The organism is Acinetobacter schindleri (genome assembly GCF_010918895.1).
In the GTDB taxonomy this organism is placed as follows: domain Bacteria; phylum Pseudomonadota; class Gammaproteobacteria; order Pseudomonadales; family Moraxellaceae; genus Acinetobacter; species Acinetobacter schindleri.
Genome location: NZ_CP044483.1, coordinates 787,311 through 803,199 on the forward strand (window position 1 = coordinate 787,311; position 15,889 = coordinate 803,199).

Annotated in this window: 18 protein-coding genes; 12 read left to right on the plus strand and 6 right to left on the minus strand. The window is 42.6% G+C overall.

Annotated elements, in window-relative coordinates; all coding sequences use genetic code 11:
* Nucleotides 1-26 precede the first annotated feature (26 nt).
* The 3 genes from FSC11_RS03815 to FSC11_RS03825 all read left to right on the plus strand — a co-directional run bounded on the left by FSC11_RS03815 (nt 27) and on the right by FSC11_RS03825 (nt 2,868).
* Nucleotides 27-1,214 carry an MFS transporter gene (locus FSC11_RS03815; RefSeq protein WP_163165262.1) on the plus strand — a complete coding sequence of 396 codons (1,188 nt, stop codon included), beginning with the start codon at nt 27-29 and terminating at the stop codon, nt 1,212-1,214.
* A 13-nt stretch (nt 1,215-1,227) separates the two neighbouring features.
* Complete coding sequence (locus tag FSC11_RS03820; protein WP_163165264.1) at nt 1,228-2,121, plus strand: LysR substrate-binding domain-containing protein; 894 nt, start codon at nt 1,228-1,230, stop codon at nt 2,119-2,121.
* A gap of 129 nt (nt 2,122-2,250) precedes the next feature.
* The gene (locus tag FSC11_RS03825) at nt 2,251-2,868 is read left to right on the plus strand and encodes a glutathione S-transferase family protein (protein WP_163165266.1); all 618 of its coding nucleotides are present in this window, start codon (nt 2,251-2,253) and stop codon (nt 2,866-2,868) included.
* Nucleotides 2,869-2,941: 73 nt separating this feature from the next.
* Here FSC11_RS03825 and FSC11_RS03830 read toward each other — a convergent pair whose 3' ends face one another.
* Together FSC11_RS03830 and FSC11_RS03835 are read right to left on the minus strand one after the other, a co-directional pair.
* Entirely contained in the window at nt 2,942-4,546 is a 1,605-nt protein-coding gene (locus FSC11_RS03830) for a bifunctional 3-(3-hydroxy-phenyl)propionate/3-hydroxycinnamic acid hydroxylase (protein WP_163165268.1), read from the minus strand.
* A 367-nt stretch (nt 4,547-4,913) separates the two neighbouring features.
* Nucleotides 4,914-5,150: a hypothetical protein gene (locus FSC11_RS03835; protein WP_071320197.1), complete on the minus strand. Its 237-nt coding sequence runs from the start codon at nt 5,148-5,150 to the stop codon at nt 4,914-4,916.
* 398 nt (nt 5,151-5,548) lie between these two features.
* Here FSC11_RS03835 and FSC11_RS03840 point away from each other — a divergent pair, with 398 nt between their 5' ends.
* The 5 genes from FSC11_RS03840 to FSC11_RS03860 all read left to right on the plus strand — a co-directional run bounded on the left by FSC11_RS03840 (nt 5,549) and on the right by FSC11_RS03860 (nt 10,333).
* Nucleotides 5,549-6,571 (plus strand): CobW family GTP-binding protein, encoded by a 1,023-nt coding sequence (locus tag FSC11_RS03840; RefSeq protein WP_163165270.1) that lies wholly within the window; start codon nt 5,549-5,551, stop codon nt 6,569-6,571.
* 81 nt (nt 6,572-6,652) lie between these two features.
* Entirely contained in the window at nt 6,653-7,183 is a 531-nt protein-coding gene (locus tag FSC11_RS03845; RefSeq protein ID WP_004814824.1) for a YaeQ family protein, read from the plus strand.
* 87 nt (nt 7,184-7,270) lie between these two features.
* Complete coding sequence (locus FSC11_RS03850; RefSeq protein ID WP_004814826.1) at nt 7,271-7,894, plus strand: MgtC/SapB family protein; 624 nt, start codon at nt 7,271-7,273, stop codon at nt 7,892-7,894.
* Nucleotides 7,895-7,973: 79 nt separating this feature from the next.
* Nucleotides 7,974-8,312: an FKBP-type peptidyl-prolyl cis-trans isomerase gene (locus FSC11_RS03855; protein ID WP_004814829.1), complete on the plus strand. Its 339-nt coding sequence runs from the start codon at nt 7,974-7,976 to the stop codon at nt 8,310-8,312.
* A gap of 173 nt (nt 8,313-8,485) precedes the next feature.
* Entirely contained in the window at nt 8,486-10,333 is a 1,848-nt protein-coding gene (locus tag FSC11_RS03860; RefSeq protein WP_163165272.1) for a sensor domain-containing diguanylate cyclase, read from the plus strand.
* Here the strand turns inward: FSC11_RS03860 and FSC11_RS03865 are convergent, their stop codons facing one another.
* Nucleotides 10,334-10,801 (minus strand): GNAT family N-acetyltransferase, encoded by a 468-nt coding sequence (locus FSC11_RS03865; RefSeq protein WP_163165274.1) that lies wholly within the window; start codon nt 10,799-10,801, stop codon nt 10,334-10,336.
* A gap of 409 nt (nt 10,802-11,210) precedes the next feature.
* Between FSC11_RS03865 and FSC11_RS03870 the strand changes: the two genes are divergently transcribed.
* The 3 genes from FSC11_RS03870 to FSC11_RS03880 all read left to right on the plus strand — a co-directional run bounded on the left by FSC11_RS03870 (nt 11,211) and on the right by FSC11_RS03880 (nt 12,867).
* Nucleotides 11,211-11,702, plus strand: a complete 492-nt coding sequence (locus FSC11_RS03870; protein WP_163165276.1) for a hypothetical protein — start codon at nt 11,211-11,213, stop codon at nt 11,700-11,702.
* Nucleotides 11,703-11,930: 228 nt separating this feature from the next.
* Nucleotides 11,931-12,203, plus strand: a complete 273-nt coding sequence (locus FSC11_RS03875; protein WP_163167710.1) for a hypothetical protein — start codon at nt 11,931-11,933, stop codon at nt 12,201-12,203.
* A 166-nt stretch (nt 12,204-12,369) separates the two neighbouring features.
* Nucleotides 12,370-12,867 (plus strand): DUF2505 family protein, encoded by a 498-nt coding sequence (locus tag FSC11_RS03880; protein ID WP_004814839.1) that lies wholly within the window; start codon nt 12,370-12,372, stop codon nt 12,865-12,867.
* Nucleotides 12,868-12,930: 63 nt separating this feature from the next.
* On the opposite strand, the gene FSC11_RS03885 is transcribed toward FSC11_RS03880, so the two are convergent.
* Nucleotides 12,931-14,211, minus strand: a complete 1,281-nt coding sequence (locus FSC11_RS03885; RefSeq protein WP_163165278.1) for an MFS transporter — start codon at nt 14,209-14,211, stop codon at nt 12,931-12,933.
* Between the two features lie 335 nt (nt 14,212-14,546).
* Here FSC11_RS03885 and def point away from each other — a divergent pair, with 335 nt between their 5' ends.
* The gene (gene def, locus FSC11_RS03890; RefSeq protein WP_163165280.1) at nt 14,547-15,023 is read left to right on the plus strand and encodes a peptide deformylase; all 477 of its coding nucleotides are present in this window, start codon (nt 14,547-14,549) and stop codon (nt 15,021-15,023) included.
* Between the two features lie 9 nt (nt 15,024-15,032).
* Here def and FSC11_RS03895 read toward each other — a convergent pair whose 3' ends face one another.
* Together FSC11_RS03895 and FSC11_RS03900 are read right to left on the minus strand one after the other, a co-directional pair.
* Nucleotides 15,033-15,470: a YbjQ family protein gene (locus tag FSC11_RS03895; protein ID WP_005222964.1), complete on the minus strand. Its 438-nt coding sequence runs from the start codon at nt 15,468-15,470 to the stop codon at nt 15,033-15,035.
* A 3-nt stretch (nt 15,471-15,473) separates the two neighbouring features.
* Nucleotides 15,474-15,830, minus strand: coding sequence for a YbjQ family protein (locus FSC11_RS03900; RefSeq protein WP_163165282.1), 357 nt, complete (start codon nt 15,828-15,830; stop codon nt 15,474-15,476).
* Between the last annotated feature and the right edge of the window lie 59 nt (nt 15,831-15,889).

Here is a 15,889-nt window from a genome sequence, read left to right on the forward strand (position 1 = left end):
GAATTTTCTGTATATAGTTGGTTTTTATGTCTAGCACGACAGCTCCCTTATGGAATCGCTCATTTATTTTGTGCGTACTGAATAATTTATTTCTGTTTACCTATTATTTTGCCCTGATCGCGATTTTGCCAATCTACATCACCACAGATCTGGGTGGAACGGTGAAAGAAGCGGGCTTGGCGCTGACCTTATTTTTGGTGTCTTCTATTGCCATTCGCCCTTTTTCAGGTTTGATTATTGAGAAATTGGGTAAGAAACTGGCGATGCGTGGGGCAGGACTCTTATTTGCGCTGTTTGCCTTTAGTTATCTGCTGATTGATAGCATGAGCTCACTACTGATCGTGCGTTTTCTGCATGGCATCTGGTTCAGTATTTTGACTACGGTGACCGTACCGGTGGCCAATGACTTTATTCCGGATCAGCGTAAAGGGGAAGGTATGGGTTATTTCGTCATGTCGACCAATCTGGGCGTAGTATTTGGTCCGCTGATTGCCTTAACTACGATTCAGTTCACTAGCTTTCAGATGCTATTTGGCATTCTCGCCGTCCTGATCAGTTTGGGTTTGATTTTTAGTTTAATCTTGAATATTCGAGAGCTGCCTCAAGCGAAAGTAAAAACCGCAGAAAAATCGCGATTAAGCTTGCAGGATATTATTGAAACTAAAGTCCTGGCTGTGAGCTTTGTAGCACTACTTACTGCATTTGCTTATTCCAGTATTACCAGCTTTATTACGGTATTTGCAGAAACCAAGCAGCTGCTGGCCTATGTCAGCCTGTTCTTTATTGTCTTCGCGTTCTCCATGTTGCTGGTACGTCCTTGGGTCGGTAAGTTTTATGACAATAAAGGTCCGGACGCCGTGATCTATCCATCCTTGATCTTTTTTGCCTTAGGTCTGGTGCTGGTGACTTTAGTCAATAATCAATGGATGTTGTGGCTCTCTGCTGTTTTCGTTGGGATTGGCTATGGTTCACTTTTCCCATGCCTGCAAACTCTGGCGATTCAGGCAGTGGAGAAACAGCGTATGGGGCATGCCATCTCAACCTTCTTTACCTTGTTTGATCTTGGTTTGGCAGTCGGGTCTGTAATGATGGGTATTTTTATAGCGCATTGGGGATATGAAACCACATATATGTTATGTGCGATGATCGTGATATTGACTCTGCTGGTCTATCGATACACCATATCCAAAAAACGAACAAAAGTAGCGATATAACAGGAATAAGAACATGGAACTTAGACATTTACGTTATTTTTGTATGGTTGCACGCGAACTCAACTTTACTCGTGCTGCGGAAAAGCTAAATACAGTGCAGCCTTCTCTTAGCCAGCAGATCAAAGATCTGGAACAGGAAGTTGGGGTCAAGCTATTAGAGCGTTCTAACCGTAAAGTTGAGCTGACCGAAGCAGGAGAGGTATTTCTCAAAGAAGCTTTGCAGAGTCTGGAACATGCTGAACGGGCGATCCAATTGGCTCGCCAGATCGCAGAAGTGGAAAAAGAGCATCTGGATATTGGCTTTGTACCTGTGGCAGAAATGAAAATTTTCCCTTACATCATGCCGAATATCCGTGCGCATTTTCCGGATTTAAAAGCCCAGTTCCATAGCCTGACCGATGCTGAACAGTTTTCATGGCTCCGTCAGGGGACGATTGATATCGCTTTTACCCGCTATCCAGACCCTTCAGCAGAATTTGAATCGATCAAGATTTTTGATGAACCGTTAACCTTGATCGTACCGCGCGACTCCGATGTAAGAGATATACCTGCCTTAAGTATCAAGAATTTTGCAGGACGTAACTTCGTGATCAGTGATGAACAGGCTTCACCTCAGCTGTTTAATATCATCCATGAATTTCTGAACAAGTCCGGTATTAAGGTCAATGTGGTACAGCATTCCACCAATATTTTGCTGAATGTGAATCTGGTCGGTATGGGAGTAGGCTGGAGTTTAGTACCGGCTTATGTCATTCCGTTATTAGGTGAAAATATTATGGTGAAAAAGACCATCGAGCCGCTCCCGATGATTGGTTTGTATGCGACTTATCGCAAGGATCAGAAACATGAAGTGATTAACCTGATCCTGAAAGTGTTAAAAGAAAAATTCTGCCTGGATTTATTTTAATTTAGGGAGAGGGATCGGCTAGGGAAACCGACACAGATGAGGATGAAATGATTGGTAGCATATCCTCACTAATCTCACTCTAAAATAACGCTATAGTCAGGGAATAAAATAAAGCATAGGTTCACGATTATGATGACCTTATATAATAATCCGCAGTCTCGCGGCCTGACTTTGCTGCCCTTGCTGAAAGAGCTGGAGATTGAAAATCAGCTTGAGCAGATTGAAATTGCTTATACTGAGATGCACCAGCCAGCCTATGAGCAGATTAATCCCATGGGTAAGGTTCCATGTCTGGTGGATGACGGTATTGTCATTTCAGAAATGGCAGCAATTTATGTCTATCTGGCAGATAAATATCGGGAGAAAGGTCTGGCACCTGCACTAGATGACCCTAAACGCGGGGCTTATCTGAAATGGATGTTCTTCTGCCATGGTCCTTTGACTGAATATATTGATATCAAAAACCTCAAGGTACTTCAGACAGAGATCGAAAAGAATCGTAGAAGCCTGAGCTTTGGTCACGAAGATTCTGTGTTTAGTTTCCTTAAGCACGAAATACAGAAAGCAAATCCATATTTACTTGGTGAAAAATGTTCGGCTGCAGATTTATATGTGGCTTATTGTTTAATCTTTGCTATTTCCTCCGAAATATTACCACCTTTTGATGAGTTCAAGCCTTTTCTACAGCAGATGGCGTACCGTGATTCACTCAAAGATATTCCATGGTTTCAGCGATACCGTACTTAGCGGAAACCTTATTTATTTTCATCCATAAATAAAAAACCACGCCGTAGCGTGGTTTTTTAAGTCAGGTCAATTATTATTTAACATGGAGTTTGTTGAACAGCGCCTTACTTGTGCTTTCCATAGATTGAGGAATGGCAAGAGCTGCTACGAAGCGGTCTGGACGCAGGATGACGATAGAATCTTGGGTCTTGCCAAACCATGTACGGATATCAGTGCCGATATCACCAATGGTAATAACATCTTCATATCGCTTACGCTGTTGATTAGACAGCTGAACCGCAGGAATGACCTGAATGAACTTCACACCAAGTTTTTTCCATTGCTGCATTGATTCCTTGCTTAAGCCCCATTTCGGATCTACACCCCAGGCAATGATAGCAAAATCATTACCAATGACTTCATCCAGTAATACTGTTTCACCAGATTCCAGTTTGACCTGTGGCTGAATGAACATTTTGCCAACTGGAGAATCTTTCTGAGCATTCGCCAGTAACGCACCATCATGATATTTCGGCATTGGTTTAAAGCGCATTTCCAGCAGGTACTGTTTGATTGGCTTAATATAGTTCAATGCATAGGCAATACCGTCACGCACAAAACCTTGCCATTTTTTCGGTGGCGCAAGCACATGCCCTGCCATGACTGAAAGATCGATCATCGCTTTGGCATGGTCCTTACGTTCTACCTGGTAAGAGTCCAGCAAGTCTGGGCCTGCTTTGCCTTGTACCACTAGTGCTACTTTCCAGGCCAGGTTAAAGGCATCACGCATACCGCTGTTATAGCCTTGACCTTGCCATACAGGCATAATGTGCGCAGCATCACCGGCAAGCAGAATACGGTCGGCACGGAATTTGTCCGCAATACGCGCATTATGGGTATAAACACGCTGACGGATCACTTCAATACCATCAGTATTTGGCAGGACTTTAGACAATAGCTTGGCAATATTTTCTGGCTTGCTCAATTCTTCCTGCGTTTCACCTGGCATGACCATGAATTCGAAACGACGGATACCGTGAGGCAGGGCAGCAGATACATAAGGACGCACCGGGTCACAGCACAGGTAAATATGCGGGGTTGCCAATGGGTCATTGTCGATATCGATCACAATCCACTGGTTTGGTGCAGTTTCACCCTCAAATGGAATATTTAAAGTACGACGCACATAAGAGTTACCGCCATCACATGCGATCAGGTATTGCGCGCGTACAACTTCCGAACCACCATCTTTGCTCTGAACATTTAGTGTTACGCCGTCAGCATCCTGGCTGAAATGAGTCAGGTGACGAGAGAACAGTACTTCAGTTTTCTTATACTTTTTTAGACCTTGCAGCAGAACATTATCTACCTGTGGCTGAATAAATGCATTACGGCGAGAGAAACCAAACTCACGTGTCAGTGGTTGAATATCCGCAAAACAGCGACCTTTTGGAGTCAGGAAACGCATCGCATGGTTGGGTGTGGTATGTGGAAGAACCTGATCCACCAGACCTAATGATTGAATCGTACGCAATGATTCATCATCAATGCCAATTGCACGAGGGTAATCAATCAGGCTGTCCAGCTGTTCAACTACAGTGACCTGTACACCCTGTTTACTCAGGTAGTTGGCAATCGTCAGACCTACCGGACCTGCACCCAAAATGGCTACTTCAGTTGTGTAATTTGCATTGCTCATCGCAAGGTTCCTTAAATCCGTCCAGAATGAAGTTGATTAAGGGCTAAATCCAAAGTCTAAACAAGCTATGCCATAGTCGGTGCTACATAGTTATAATGCATGGTGAAAAAACAATTTTAATATTTATATTGTTGATAAATATTAAAATTCATTAATATATCTCATAGTCGGGAGTGATTTAATAATCATCATTTATTATGATGGAAAGCAAAAAGAGCTTAGAAAAAACGGCTGAATGCAGAGGTCTGCAATCAGCCATTTAAAGTTCCTGTAGAGTATGGACTATAAATCCACTGGAGAGTTACCCAACAGGAGCTATGAGTACCCGAATGAACGGCTACTCATTATCGGTAAAAGCAAAATTGCCTTATTGAGCAGAGGATGCTTTTGGTGTTTTAGTTGCAGGTTCTACAGCTGCTTCAGACGCTGGTTGTTCTGCAGTCGCCGGAGCAGTTGCAGCTTGAGTTTCAGGAAGCTCCTGAGTGCTCACGACAACTTTTTCTTCTTCAGTTGTTGCTTTGCTATCTGTGGTTTTAGTTGCTGCGAAGCTAGTTGCCGCTGCTGCGCTGAGTGTAGTTGCAAGTAGAATTTGAGCATAGTTCATGTTTGGCATCCTTATAGGTTTTATTCACAAGTCATTTATTGCGTTGACCATCACATCAACACAACAGGGACTTATGCTAGGGGCTGAAAATTCGTACCGCAATTGATTTAACAGAAGCTATAGAACAATGTGTACGTCCGGTATACAAAACTCAGGGTTATGTTTTATTTTTGTTAAATTTAACCCCAAAAAATCAATTAAAATGTTTTAAAACATTTCATAATTGGTTAAATTTTAAGCTTGTGTCAGTGGTTGCCTACGCTGAAAATTGGTAAAAACTGACAGAATTGAAGTTTTGAGGAACTTACTAGTTACATCAGTAAATTAACTCCCTGCAAGCCAAATGGCATTGTTATAATGTATCAATCTCCTCATTTTCATTGCTATGTGAGCTCGCCTTGAAACTCCTTTCTCCTTCATCTGCAGTGCCCGTGCATATTATTTCCGGTTTTTTAGGGGCAGGAAAAACCACACTACTGAAGCATTTGCTCAGTCAAAAGCCGGAAAATGAAGTCTGGGCGGTTTTGATGAATGAGTTTGGTCAGATTGGCGTGGATCAAGCCTTATTACCACAACATGAAGGCTACGCAGTCAAAGAACTATTAGGTGGCTGTTTATGCTGTAGCAGTCAGTTGCCAATGCAGGTGGCACTGTCGCGATTATTATCCGAATCCAAGCCAGATCGACTGTTTATTGAACCGACCGGGTTGGGGCATCCAGCGCAGTTATTGGAACAGCTCACAGAACCGCACTGGCAGACTCATCTGAAGATGCAGGCATTAATGACTGTCGTCGATGGTTCGCGTTTGCATGATCAGGTCTGGACGACCCAGAACCTGTATGCCGATCAGCTCAAGGCTGCCCATATTGTCATTGTGTCGCATACCGATTTAATGACTGCAGAAGATCAGGAAAGTTTGAAACAGCTACAGCAAGAGTACCAGGCTTATAACCAGGTCTGGTTATTTAGTGCAAATGGCCAGATTGATATTGAACAGCTCAAGCAGGACTATATCGGTTCTGTTCGTCAGATTCAGCCCTTGTTAAAACAGCAGCGTTCCCTTGGCGCAGATGTGGTTGCAGTGAAAATCCAGCAGCTACCTTATCATTATGTGGAATCCGCACAAGGTTATGCAGTGGCTGGCTGGAAGTTGCCAAAACGCTGGCAGTTTGATTTTTATGATCTGCTTGATTTGCTCTGTGAACAGCAGGACTGGCTACGTATCAAAGGGATTTTTAATACCAATCAGGGCTGGAAAAGCTTTAACTTTAATCCGGAGCAGTTTAACTATCAGTCAGCAGAAGAGGGTATTGATAACCGGGTCGAGATTATTTACCAGACTGAACGTGACTGGCTGAATTTTGAAACTGCGCTGATGCAATGCCGGATTGATGCGGAAGCAGGACATTCTGCTGGCTAAATTTTCTGGAATGGCGATAAATCTGTTCAGCAAAATCGATATAAATCTTATATGCTAGGCGCCAAATTTGAGGATTGTGTTATGGCGCTTAAAGCAACGATTTACAAGGCTGACCTGAATATTGCCGATATGGATAACCATCGTTATGAAGACTATCAGTTAACGATGGCATTGCATCCTTCGGAAACCATTGAACGTCTAATGGTGCGTGTTTTGGCTTATGCACGTTTTGCTGGTGAAGCGCTTGAATTTACTAAAGACCTGTTTGAAACTGATGAACCTGCTCTCTGGGAGAAAGACCTGACCGGTCAACTGATACAGTGGATCGAAGTCGGCTTGCCCGATGAAGATAAGGTCAAAAAGGCAAGTGCCCGTTGCAAGAAAGTTGCAGTCGTGGCTTATGGTACTTCTGTTGATGAATGGTACAAGCGCAGTTCTAAACTGAAGACCCTATCCAATGTGGAAGTGTGGAAGCTGTCTCCGGCCAGTACCGAAGCGGTACAACAACTGTGTGAACGCACTATGCAGTTGCAGCTAAACATCATGGATAGTGAATGGACTTTGATTGGCGATCAGGCACAGGCTGTGATTGAGTGGGAACAGTTACAATAACAACTCACAAGGATGCAAGTTTCGACTTGTGTCCTCGCCCCAATATTTCGTATATCTGGAGAGAATAATAAGTTCCAGGGACGAAGCATGTATCATGAACTTTATGATTTGCTGTTAGCAGTCGTGATTGGTGCGGTTATTGGAGCAGAACGGGAATATCATAGTAAATCTGCCGGACTGCGTACAATGATCATGGTCAGTCTGAGTTCCTGTCTATTTACTATTATTTCCTTAAAAATCGGCGTCGCCAACCCCGACCGTCTGGCAGCCAATGTCTTAACTGGCCTGGGTTTTCTGGGAGCCGGAGTGATTTTAAAAGATGATAACCGGATTTCTGGTATTACCACTGCAACTACGATCTGGATGACAGCTGCACTGGGCATGGCAGTCGGTGCCGGCTATGAACTGTTAAGTGTCTGGGCAACGGTGATCGTGCTGATCGTACTGGTTCTACTGGTCTATGTGCAACGTGGGATTGAGCATCTGAATCAAGAACGTAACTACGAAATTGTCTGTCCTTTTGAGCAGCATGAGCCGGATCATTATGAAAAACTGTTTAAACAATACAAATTAAAAGTCATTCATTCCAGCCAGCAAAAAATTGACCGGCGGATCACAGGCCGCTGGATCCTGATGGGTTCGGCTAAAAATCACCAGAAATTAACCCAGTATTTATTACAGGATAAGAAGATTCAGGAACTCAGCTTTTGATCCATTGCAGTTAAAGTCTGAGGAATTTGGCTCAATCGTGTTTATACTAGGGCTATTTGCAAAATGAAGGATATTGGCGATGACCAAAGAACTAGAAATTATTGACCTGGTGGTGGGTGAAGGTAAAGAAGCGGTAAAAGGTGCACTGATTACCACGCATTACACTGGCTGGCTGGAAGATGGAACCAAGTTTGATTCATCGCTGGATCGTGGTAATTATTTTGAGACGGTCATCGGCACTGGTCGTGTGATTAAAGGCTGGGATCAAGGCATCATCGGCATGAAAGTGGGGGGCAAACGTAAGCTGATCGTACCTGCTCATCTGGCTTATGGTGAACGTAAAATGGGGAACATTATCCCGGCGAATTCCAACCTGATTTTTGAAATCGAACTGTATGATGTTAAAACACGTGACTGATATTATGTGACTTTCTAAACAGTACAATATGTCAGGAATTCAGCAGCAGGATAGCTCGTCGGTTATCCTGCTTTTTTATATGAAAAATCATTGGCAATATCCAACATTCCACGTACATTAGAATTAATAACAGTAGCTACAGGATGGTCTTTTTGCTCAGGTTTAGGGGGATTATGCTGATATTGGCATCGTGGTTGATGCTGATATTTTTGATGGGGACTACACGGATCGTGTGGGCTCAATATGATGCTGCTCCAGAATCTTATTTCCTTACTCATCAAAAAGAGGTCACCGAACTAAAATTTAATGAAGATAGTACCACCTTGTTGCAAGGCAAATGGCAGTTCTATCCACGTCAGTTCATTGAGCAACCAGATCCTGAACTCGAATCACAAGTAGTTGAACTTCCAGCTTCATTCAAGAGTCTTACCGGAACTAATGCCACCTATGGCACTTTTATTAGCCATTTTAAAATTCCCAAACAATTTATCGGACAACGTTTAGCGATTCAGATTCCGAGTCAGTATGGTGCTTATAGCATTTATTTAAATGGGGATATCTTGCTGCGTCTTGGTGAAATCAGTAAAACCTCGACCGGGCAGGTGACTGAAAAGGCACCTAAGATCGCATCTTTTGTGCCACAGAATGAATATTTCACTTTAAGTATTCAGGTTTCCAACTATACTAATTTGCATGGCGGACTAGAAAAGCCTCTGAAAATTGGCCCCTCTGCGACCATTAACCGACAGTTTATGTTGCAAATGATGAGTATCGCCGTGGTCTGTGGCACAGTGCTGGGTGTAGGACTATTTACCATTTTATTTTCCCTGTTTCGCGGATCTGTGGAGCGAAATAGCCGCAGTGTATTTATTTTTGGCTTATTTATTATTTTTTTGGCACTGCATAATCTGTTTTCTGCGCCACATCCATACGCCATTGTAAGTAAAATCAGTTGGTTATGGGGCGCTCGTCTAGAATATCTGTTCACTTTTCTGGCAATCTTATTCTTCCTGAGCTACATGTACCTGTTTAAGCCACGTTATATCCGACGTTCAATTTATTACGTAGGTGCGGGATTACTAATTTTTAATATCGCAGTAACATTGTTCAGCACACCGGAAGTTTTTGAGCGTCTGGCTTTGTATAGTGTTATCTATGGTCTGGTGATACTGGGTAATTTTATTTACGGGTTTTATGTGACACTTTCTCAAGGGGATGAATATTCGTCCACTAACCTGTTTGCCATCATCTTTCTGTGTGTGACTTTTCTTAATGATTATCTGGTATTACTGAATGTAATTGAGAGCGTACATCTGTCATTTATTTCGACCAGTCTGTATGCCTTGATCATTATGTTTCAACAATCTCGTAATTATGCCCATCAAACCTACTATACCGAGCGACTGAATAATAAATTAATGGTCTTGAACAGTTCACTGGATCAGAAGGTTCGAGAAAGAACAGCACAGCTACATGAACTGAATACTAAACTGCAATATCAGATTAATGTCGATGCCTTGACTGGCGCCTATAACCGGCGTGCCTTAAATGAAGAAATCCAGCGCCTGTTTAATCAGACCATTCAACATCCTGAACAGACCTTGTCCTTTGCCATGATCGATGTGGACTACTTTAAAAAATATAATGATTACTATGGTCACTTAAAAGGTGATGAAGTATTGCAACGGCTGGTTCAGGTGATTCAGCAGGTTCTGCCTAAACAGGGATATTTAGCGCGTTACGGAGGGGAAGAATTCGCAATTCTGTTACATGATATGCCGATTGCGGAAGCCCGGGAAATTCTTGAAATTGTCCTGCTTGCAGTGCGGGCAGAGCAGTTAGAACATGACAACCGTGGGGATGATAAAGATTATGTCACTGTGAGTATAGGGGTTGCCTATATGGATGCTCATCATCCTTATGCAGATATTCATACACTAATGAAAACAGCAGACCAGCATCTGTATGAAGCCAAACTTGCAGGTAGAGACCAAATCAAAAGCAAGGCTGTTGCAGCCTGATCAGAACTGAGGATAGGTGCTGGAAGATAAAGCTTTGAAAAGGTGCAACGCAGGTTCATCCTGCATGTGGGGAGAAGTCTTCTGAAAACCAAGTTTAGTATAGTAGGGCAATGCAGTTCGTGTGGTTTCAATTTCAAGACGGTCAATTTTTTTAGGCGTCATAAAATCCAGCATGTAATAAAATAACTGTGTTCCATATCCCATGCGCTGCATACCGCTACTTACATAATGCATGCGGATTTCTCCCTGATCACTCACCATCAGAAAACCGGCCACTCTGTCATGTAGGGTATACACCCAGCAATCGTTATATAGCATTTCCACAATCAGGGTGGAATGGGTAAATGCTTCAAGCCAGGTTTGTATACGGGTTTCCTCACGTTGATGATCCATGACACAGGAGCGAATACTGTCATGAACAACATGTACAATTTGAGGAATATCCTGAACCTTTCCTTCACGAATCATAAGGCAAATTTAACTAAACTAAATAATAACGAGTGTTTCATTTAGCAGCATCTAAAGTATGAATGAAAGTCTAGGATTGTTATATTTTTAGGGAATTTTCCGGCAAAAAAACTCTTTATACAGCGTTTCTGTGGCGCATTTGTGTGGCTTGTTTAAATTGTCAGACAGTGTGTATTGATTTTTATTCGCATTTCCATTAGAGCTAAATTCTTTAGTCAGTATAAAAAATATTTTAGAGGTATTTAAAGAAATCATCCTATAGTGGGAAATATAAAGTTTTTGAAATATCTTGAAATGACTAAAGTTGGGTATTTTTCAATCAGTATGTTATGGTTTGTAAATGAACTGTAATAGAGTAGATCTGTGGTTACAGATTGAAGATAAGAAAAATGAATAAGAGACTTAGCCTATGGTCAAAGTAATGCTTGTTATCTGTAGTGTGTTGGTGATGTATGTTGCTTGGATAATCGCCTTCAAAATCTATAAAGCCCGCTATCATGGTCAGCGCTTAAAGCCTGAAGCAGTGCCGCCATCTTCCCAAGATCAAACGTCTATTTCTACTGCACAAAAGCCACATGAACTGGCTATGACGGTAGATGCTTACGAGCTGGAACTGTTCGATGATATCGCTAAAATGTTATTTAAGCAGCCTGCGATTATTACCGAGCGTACTCAGGCTGAAGGTTTGCAGCAGAAATGGTTGAATCGAATGCCGTTGCAGACCAATAGTGTGATCCGAAAAATGGACTTGGGGGAGTGGTCTATTTACTGGAATTTTTATGGTCAATCTATCGAGTATTATGTGGGACGTTATGGAGTTTTCTATACGCATGTGGACCGGCATGGGGAAGAACATCGATATGAACATCGTTTTGAGTCAGACCATGCACATTGTGCCTAATAAAGTTTTGAATGAATACGGATAACTGTTCAGGTTGATGCAATCTGTTTGGTCTATAATTTTCTTAACCATTAATAGCCCTCATTCTTGTTTTTTGTCTATTGATGAAGCCAGTGCATATATTCTATAGGATCAAGGTCCTCAGCCATATGTCACTTTGCAAATATCCCTATCTGTTATTCGCAAGCAGTCAGCATGCTAAAATCTGCTTTTGTCAGGAGCACGACAATACTGATTGACTTCCGGCAGGCCCAACTGGGTCTTTTTATCGAATTGGCACGGAAAATTCAGGCAAAGCCGCAGCAGTATCTCCAGTTTGATTCGGTATCAGATTTTTATAAGGCTACCTGGCTGAATGATTTTCCGAAAGGTACGACCTGGTATACCTCTGGGCTGGATGATGGTGCAGATGAGTTTGAAGCTGTCATTTACTATCCCGGAGCCAAGCTGATCATCAGTAGTGGCGTGAAAACTCAAGTGTGGTTAAAGGTGGATGATTGACTTATGTGCCTTAATTTACCTAAACACTGCATAATGACTCTGGATCAGAAATTCAGTTTAATACTGTCGATATACAGCAAAGTTATCTGATCCTGAATTTGGCTTTATAATAAGCTTCCCCAATACAAGCCACATCCACAATTTAAAAAATAAAAAGGAAAACCACATGGCACATCAATTTACTGTAAAGGCAAACATCAATGGTGTTTCTATTGATGAATTCAAACGTCTGGTCAGTGATATCAGCATGCACGAAGCGGTCTGTCGTCGTATTCCGGCGCAGAACATGGAGATTCTGGTTTCTGAGAAACAGGGTGAAATCTATACCTTGAAACGTGCATATAACTTGGACGTGAATATTCCAGATATCGCAAAAAAACTGTTACGTGATGCTTTTCGTCTGCAACGTACCGACATCAGTAATCTGGAACATTTAACTTCTACAGTGGAGCTTGGTGCGAACCTGCCAATCGAAGCGACTTGCCAACGCGCAGTAAAAGGTGATGAACGTCAGATTGAGTTTCAACTGGACTGGACCGTAAAAGTAAAGGTGCCATTGGTCGGCGGCATGCTAGAAAAACATGCGGAAGGCGAAATCCGCAAATTTAGCCAGATTGAAATCAGTATCATTGAAGATGAAATCCGTAAAAGTCTGACTGCGTAAATGGCAAGAAGGTCAAACAAAGAGCCCATATTTGGGCTCTTTTTTATCACAATATTTTATTGATCAGATTGCCGATTTTTCAAATTTACTTCTGTAAATCAGGGCGGTGAACAAGGTCACCAGGCATACAGTCCAGACATAGTACATTGCACCAATATTGCTATACAGGCTAAGCCATTGTACGAGTGGCAAGGTAATTCCGCCGGCAATGGCATAGGCCAGATTGTAGGAGAAAGAGATACCGGTAAAGCGGATCTGTGCTGGAAACATTTTCACCATGCTGTAAGACACCATCCCGACTGTACCGGAGCTTAAACCTAACAACATATACAGCATGAACACGGTTGACGGTGCAACATGGCCTAGACTGTTATAGAAAATGCCCGCCATAGTCGCAACTAGAAGAGAACCAAACAGAATAACACGCCCAGCACCAAAACGATCGACCAATACACCTGCCAGTACACAGCCCACCATTTGCATCACAATCGCCGCACTTTGCATTTTGAAAGCATTGGCACGTTCAAAACCAAAAGCACCGACCAGCAGGTTTGGCATCGCCAGAATCAGTACCACTACACAGCCCGTCAAGAACCAGGTAAAAAGCATTCCAATCACGACACCGGTTTTATGCTTTGCCAGAACCTGTTTCACCGGCAATTCTTTTGCCAGTTCTTTTTTGGCTTGCATGGCTTTAAATACCGGTGTTTCTTTCAGGTAACTCCGCAGGTACAACGCTACAAAACCAAAAATACCGCCGAGGATAAAGGGAATACGCCATGCCCAGTCTTTAATTTCTGCTTCAGAGAACTGTAAGGAAATAAAGAGTGACATCAAGGCTCCCAGCAGAATCCCGAGTGACAGGCCTGCGGTAAGCACACCATTGGCAATCCCGATACGACGCTCAGGGACATGTTCAGAGACAAAAGTCCAGGCAGCAGGAATTTCACCACCAATGGCAATTCCTTGTAGCACACGCATTAACAGCAACAGAATTGGCGCTGCATAACCAATGCTTTCAAAGGTCGGCATGACCCCGATCATCAGAGTAGGTAGTGCCATTAACAGAATTGATAAACTAAACAGACGCTTACGTCCAATTAGATCACCAAAATGTGCCATCACTACCCCGCCCAATGGACGGAAGAAATAACCCGCAGCAAAAATGCCGTAGGTATTCAACATGGCCCAGAAAGGACTGAGTGTGCTGGGGAAGAATAGCTCTGAAATGAGCTTGGCATAAAACACATAGATGACAAAATCATAAAACTCGAGCGCGCCGCCCAGTGATGAAAGTCCAAGAGTGCGTTTATCTGCTTGTGAGAGGCGCGGAGGTGCATCCATGCTGAAATCCTTAATCCATTACTGAGTATTTGTTTGATTTTAAAAGAAACATTTTTTATTGAATAATCAATCTTTCTTTGCTCAAAATAAACTAAAAGTTATAAAAAAAGATATTTATAAAATGCTTTGGAATAATAAAAGTTGAAATTGAGCAAAGAACTGAACTAAAAAATAGAGATGACTTATTTTTTAGTATGTATTGATATTCTTTCCTGATAAAGCGATTAGTTTAAAAAAGTTTTCAGTGATACAGATTACACAAATTCTGATTTGGAATACGCTAAAACTGGTCTATAAAGAGTAGAGGGACTGCCTTAAATAAAGAGAGATTTGACATGACTGTGTTAACCGTGGCCAGGCAAGATGAGGAAATTTTAGGACTCGTTGCAACTGCTGTGGCAGATTCTGAATTCGGCAGTGAGTGGCTGTATCAGCTCAGTAAATCCATGATGGATACCATGCTTGACCGTCAGGGGGTAGGTATTGCTGCCCCGCAAGTGCATATTTCCAAGCGGATCATTATTGTCGCTTCACGTTCAAACCTGCGTTATCCCAATGCACCGTATATGGAAGCAGTGACGATGCTCAATCCGGAAATTGTATATGTTTCTGAAGCACAAATTCTGGGTGAGGAGGGCTGTTTGAGTGTGCCGGATCAAAGAGGCAAAGTTGCCCGGGCACAAGATATCCGGGTGCGTTATTACACCATGGAAGGTGTGCAGGTTGATGCTGAATTTAGTGGCTTTGCTGCACGGATTGTGCAGCATGAAATCGATCATCTGAATGGAATATTATTCACTGAGCGACTTTGAATCTAAGACTTAAGGCTTTTTAATGGCAGTGCCATAAGCAAAGACTTCCACCATTCCACCTTGCATGCCCAGTTCTGTAGTACTCAAGCGTAATCCCATAATCTGAGTAGCACCGATTTTCTCGGCTTCACGCTTCAGGCGAACAACAGCTTCCCGGCGTGCACGTTCCACAATACTTTCATAGCTGACCAGACGTCCACCCAAAATGTTCTGAATATTGGCAATCACATATTTAAAATAATCATGGGAAATCACTACATTGGAGCTAATCAGCTGACCTTCAAATTCTGAAGTTGTAAAACGGTGAGTATCCAGCACAATATGAGCAAGCCGTACTTCCTGTTCCGCCAGCTCTTTTAGATGTTTTCGTTCATAATAACGACCAAAGCCAAAACCTACCGAAAACAGCAGGGCAAAAACGACAAACTGAAAAATCAGGTTATCCATAGCTTAACCTGCTGAAGGGAAGGGATCTGGAAGCTTTGGAACATTCGGCTCCACTATCACCGCTGTACCATATACAAACAGTTCAGATGCACCCTGGGCGATATTAGATGTTGAGAAACGAATGCCGACAATTGCATTGGCACCCATCTGACGAGCTTTTTCAATCATCCGGTTCATCGCTTCTTGGCGCGATTCTTCCAGAAGTTCGGTATAGGCAGTCAGCTCACCGCCAACAATATTTTTCAATCCTGCGAGCAAATCACGGCCAACGTGTTTACTACGTACCGTACTGCCATAGACCACATCGATTTGACGGCTAATAACATGTCCCGGGACGGATTCCAGATTACTGAGTAGCATAAGGGATAGAGAACCTGATTCTGTTCCTTTGAAGATAAGAAACTCCACGATAAAAAGCA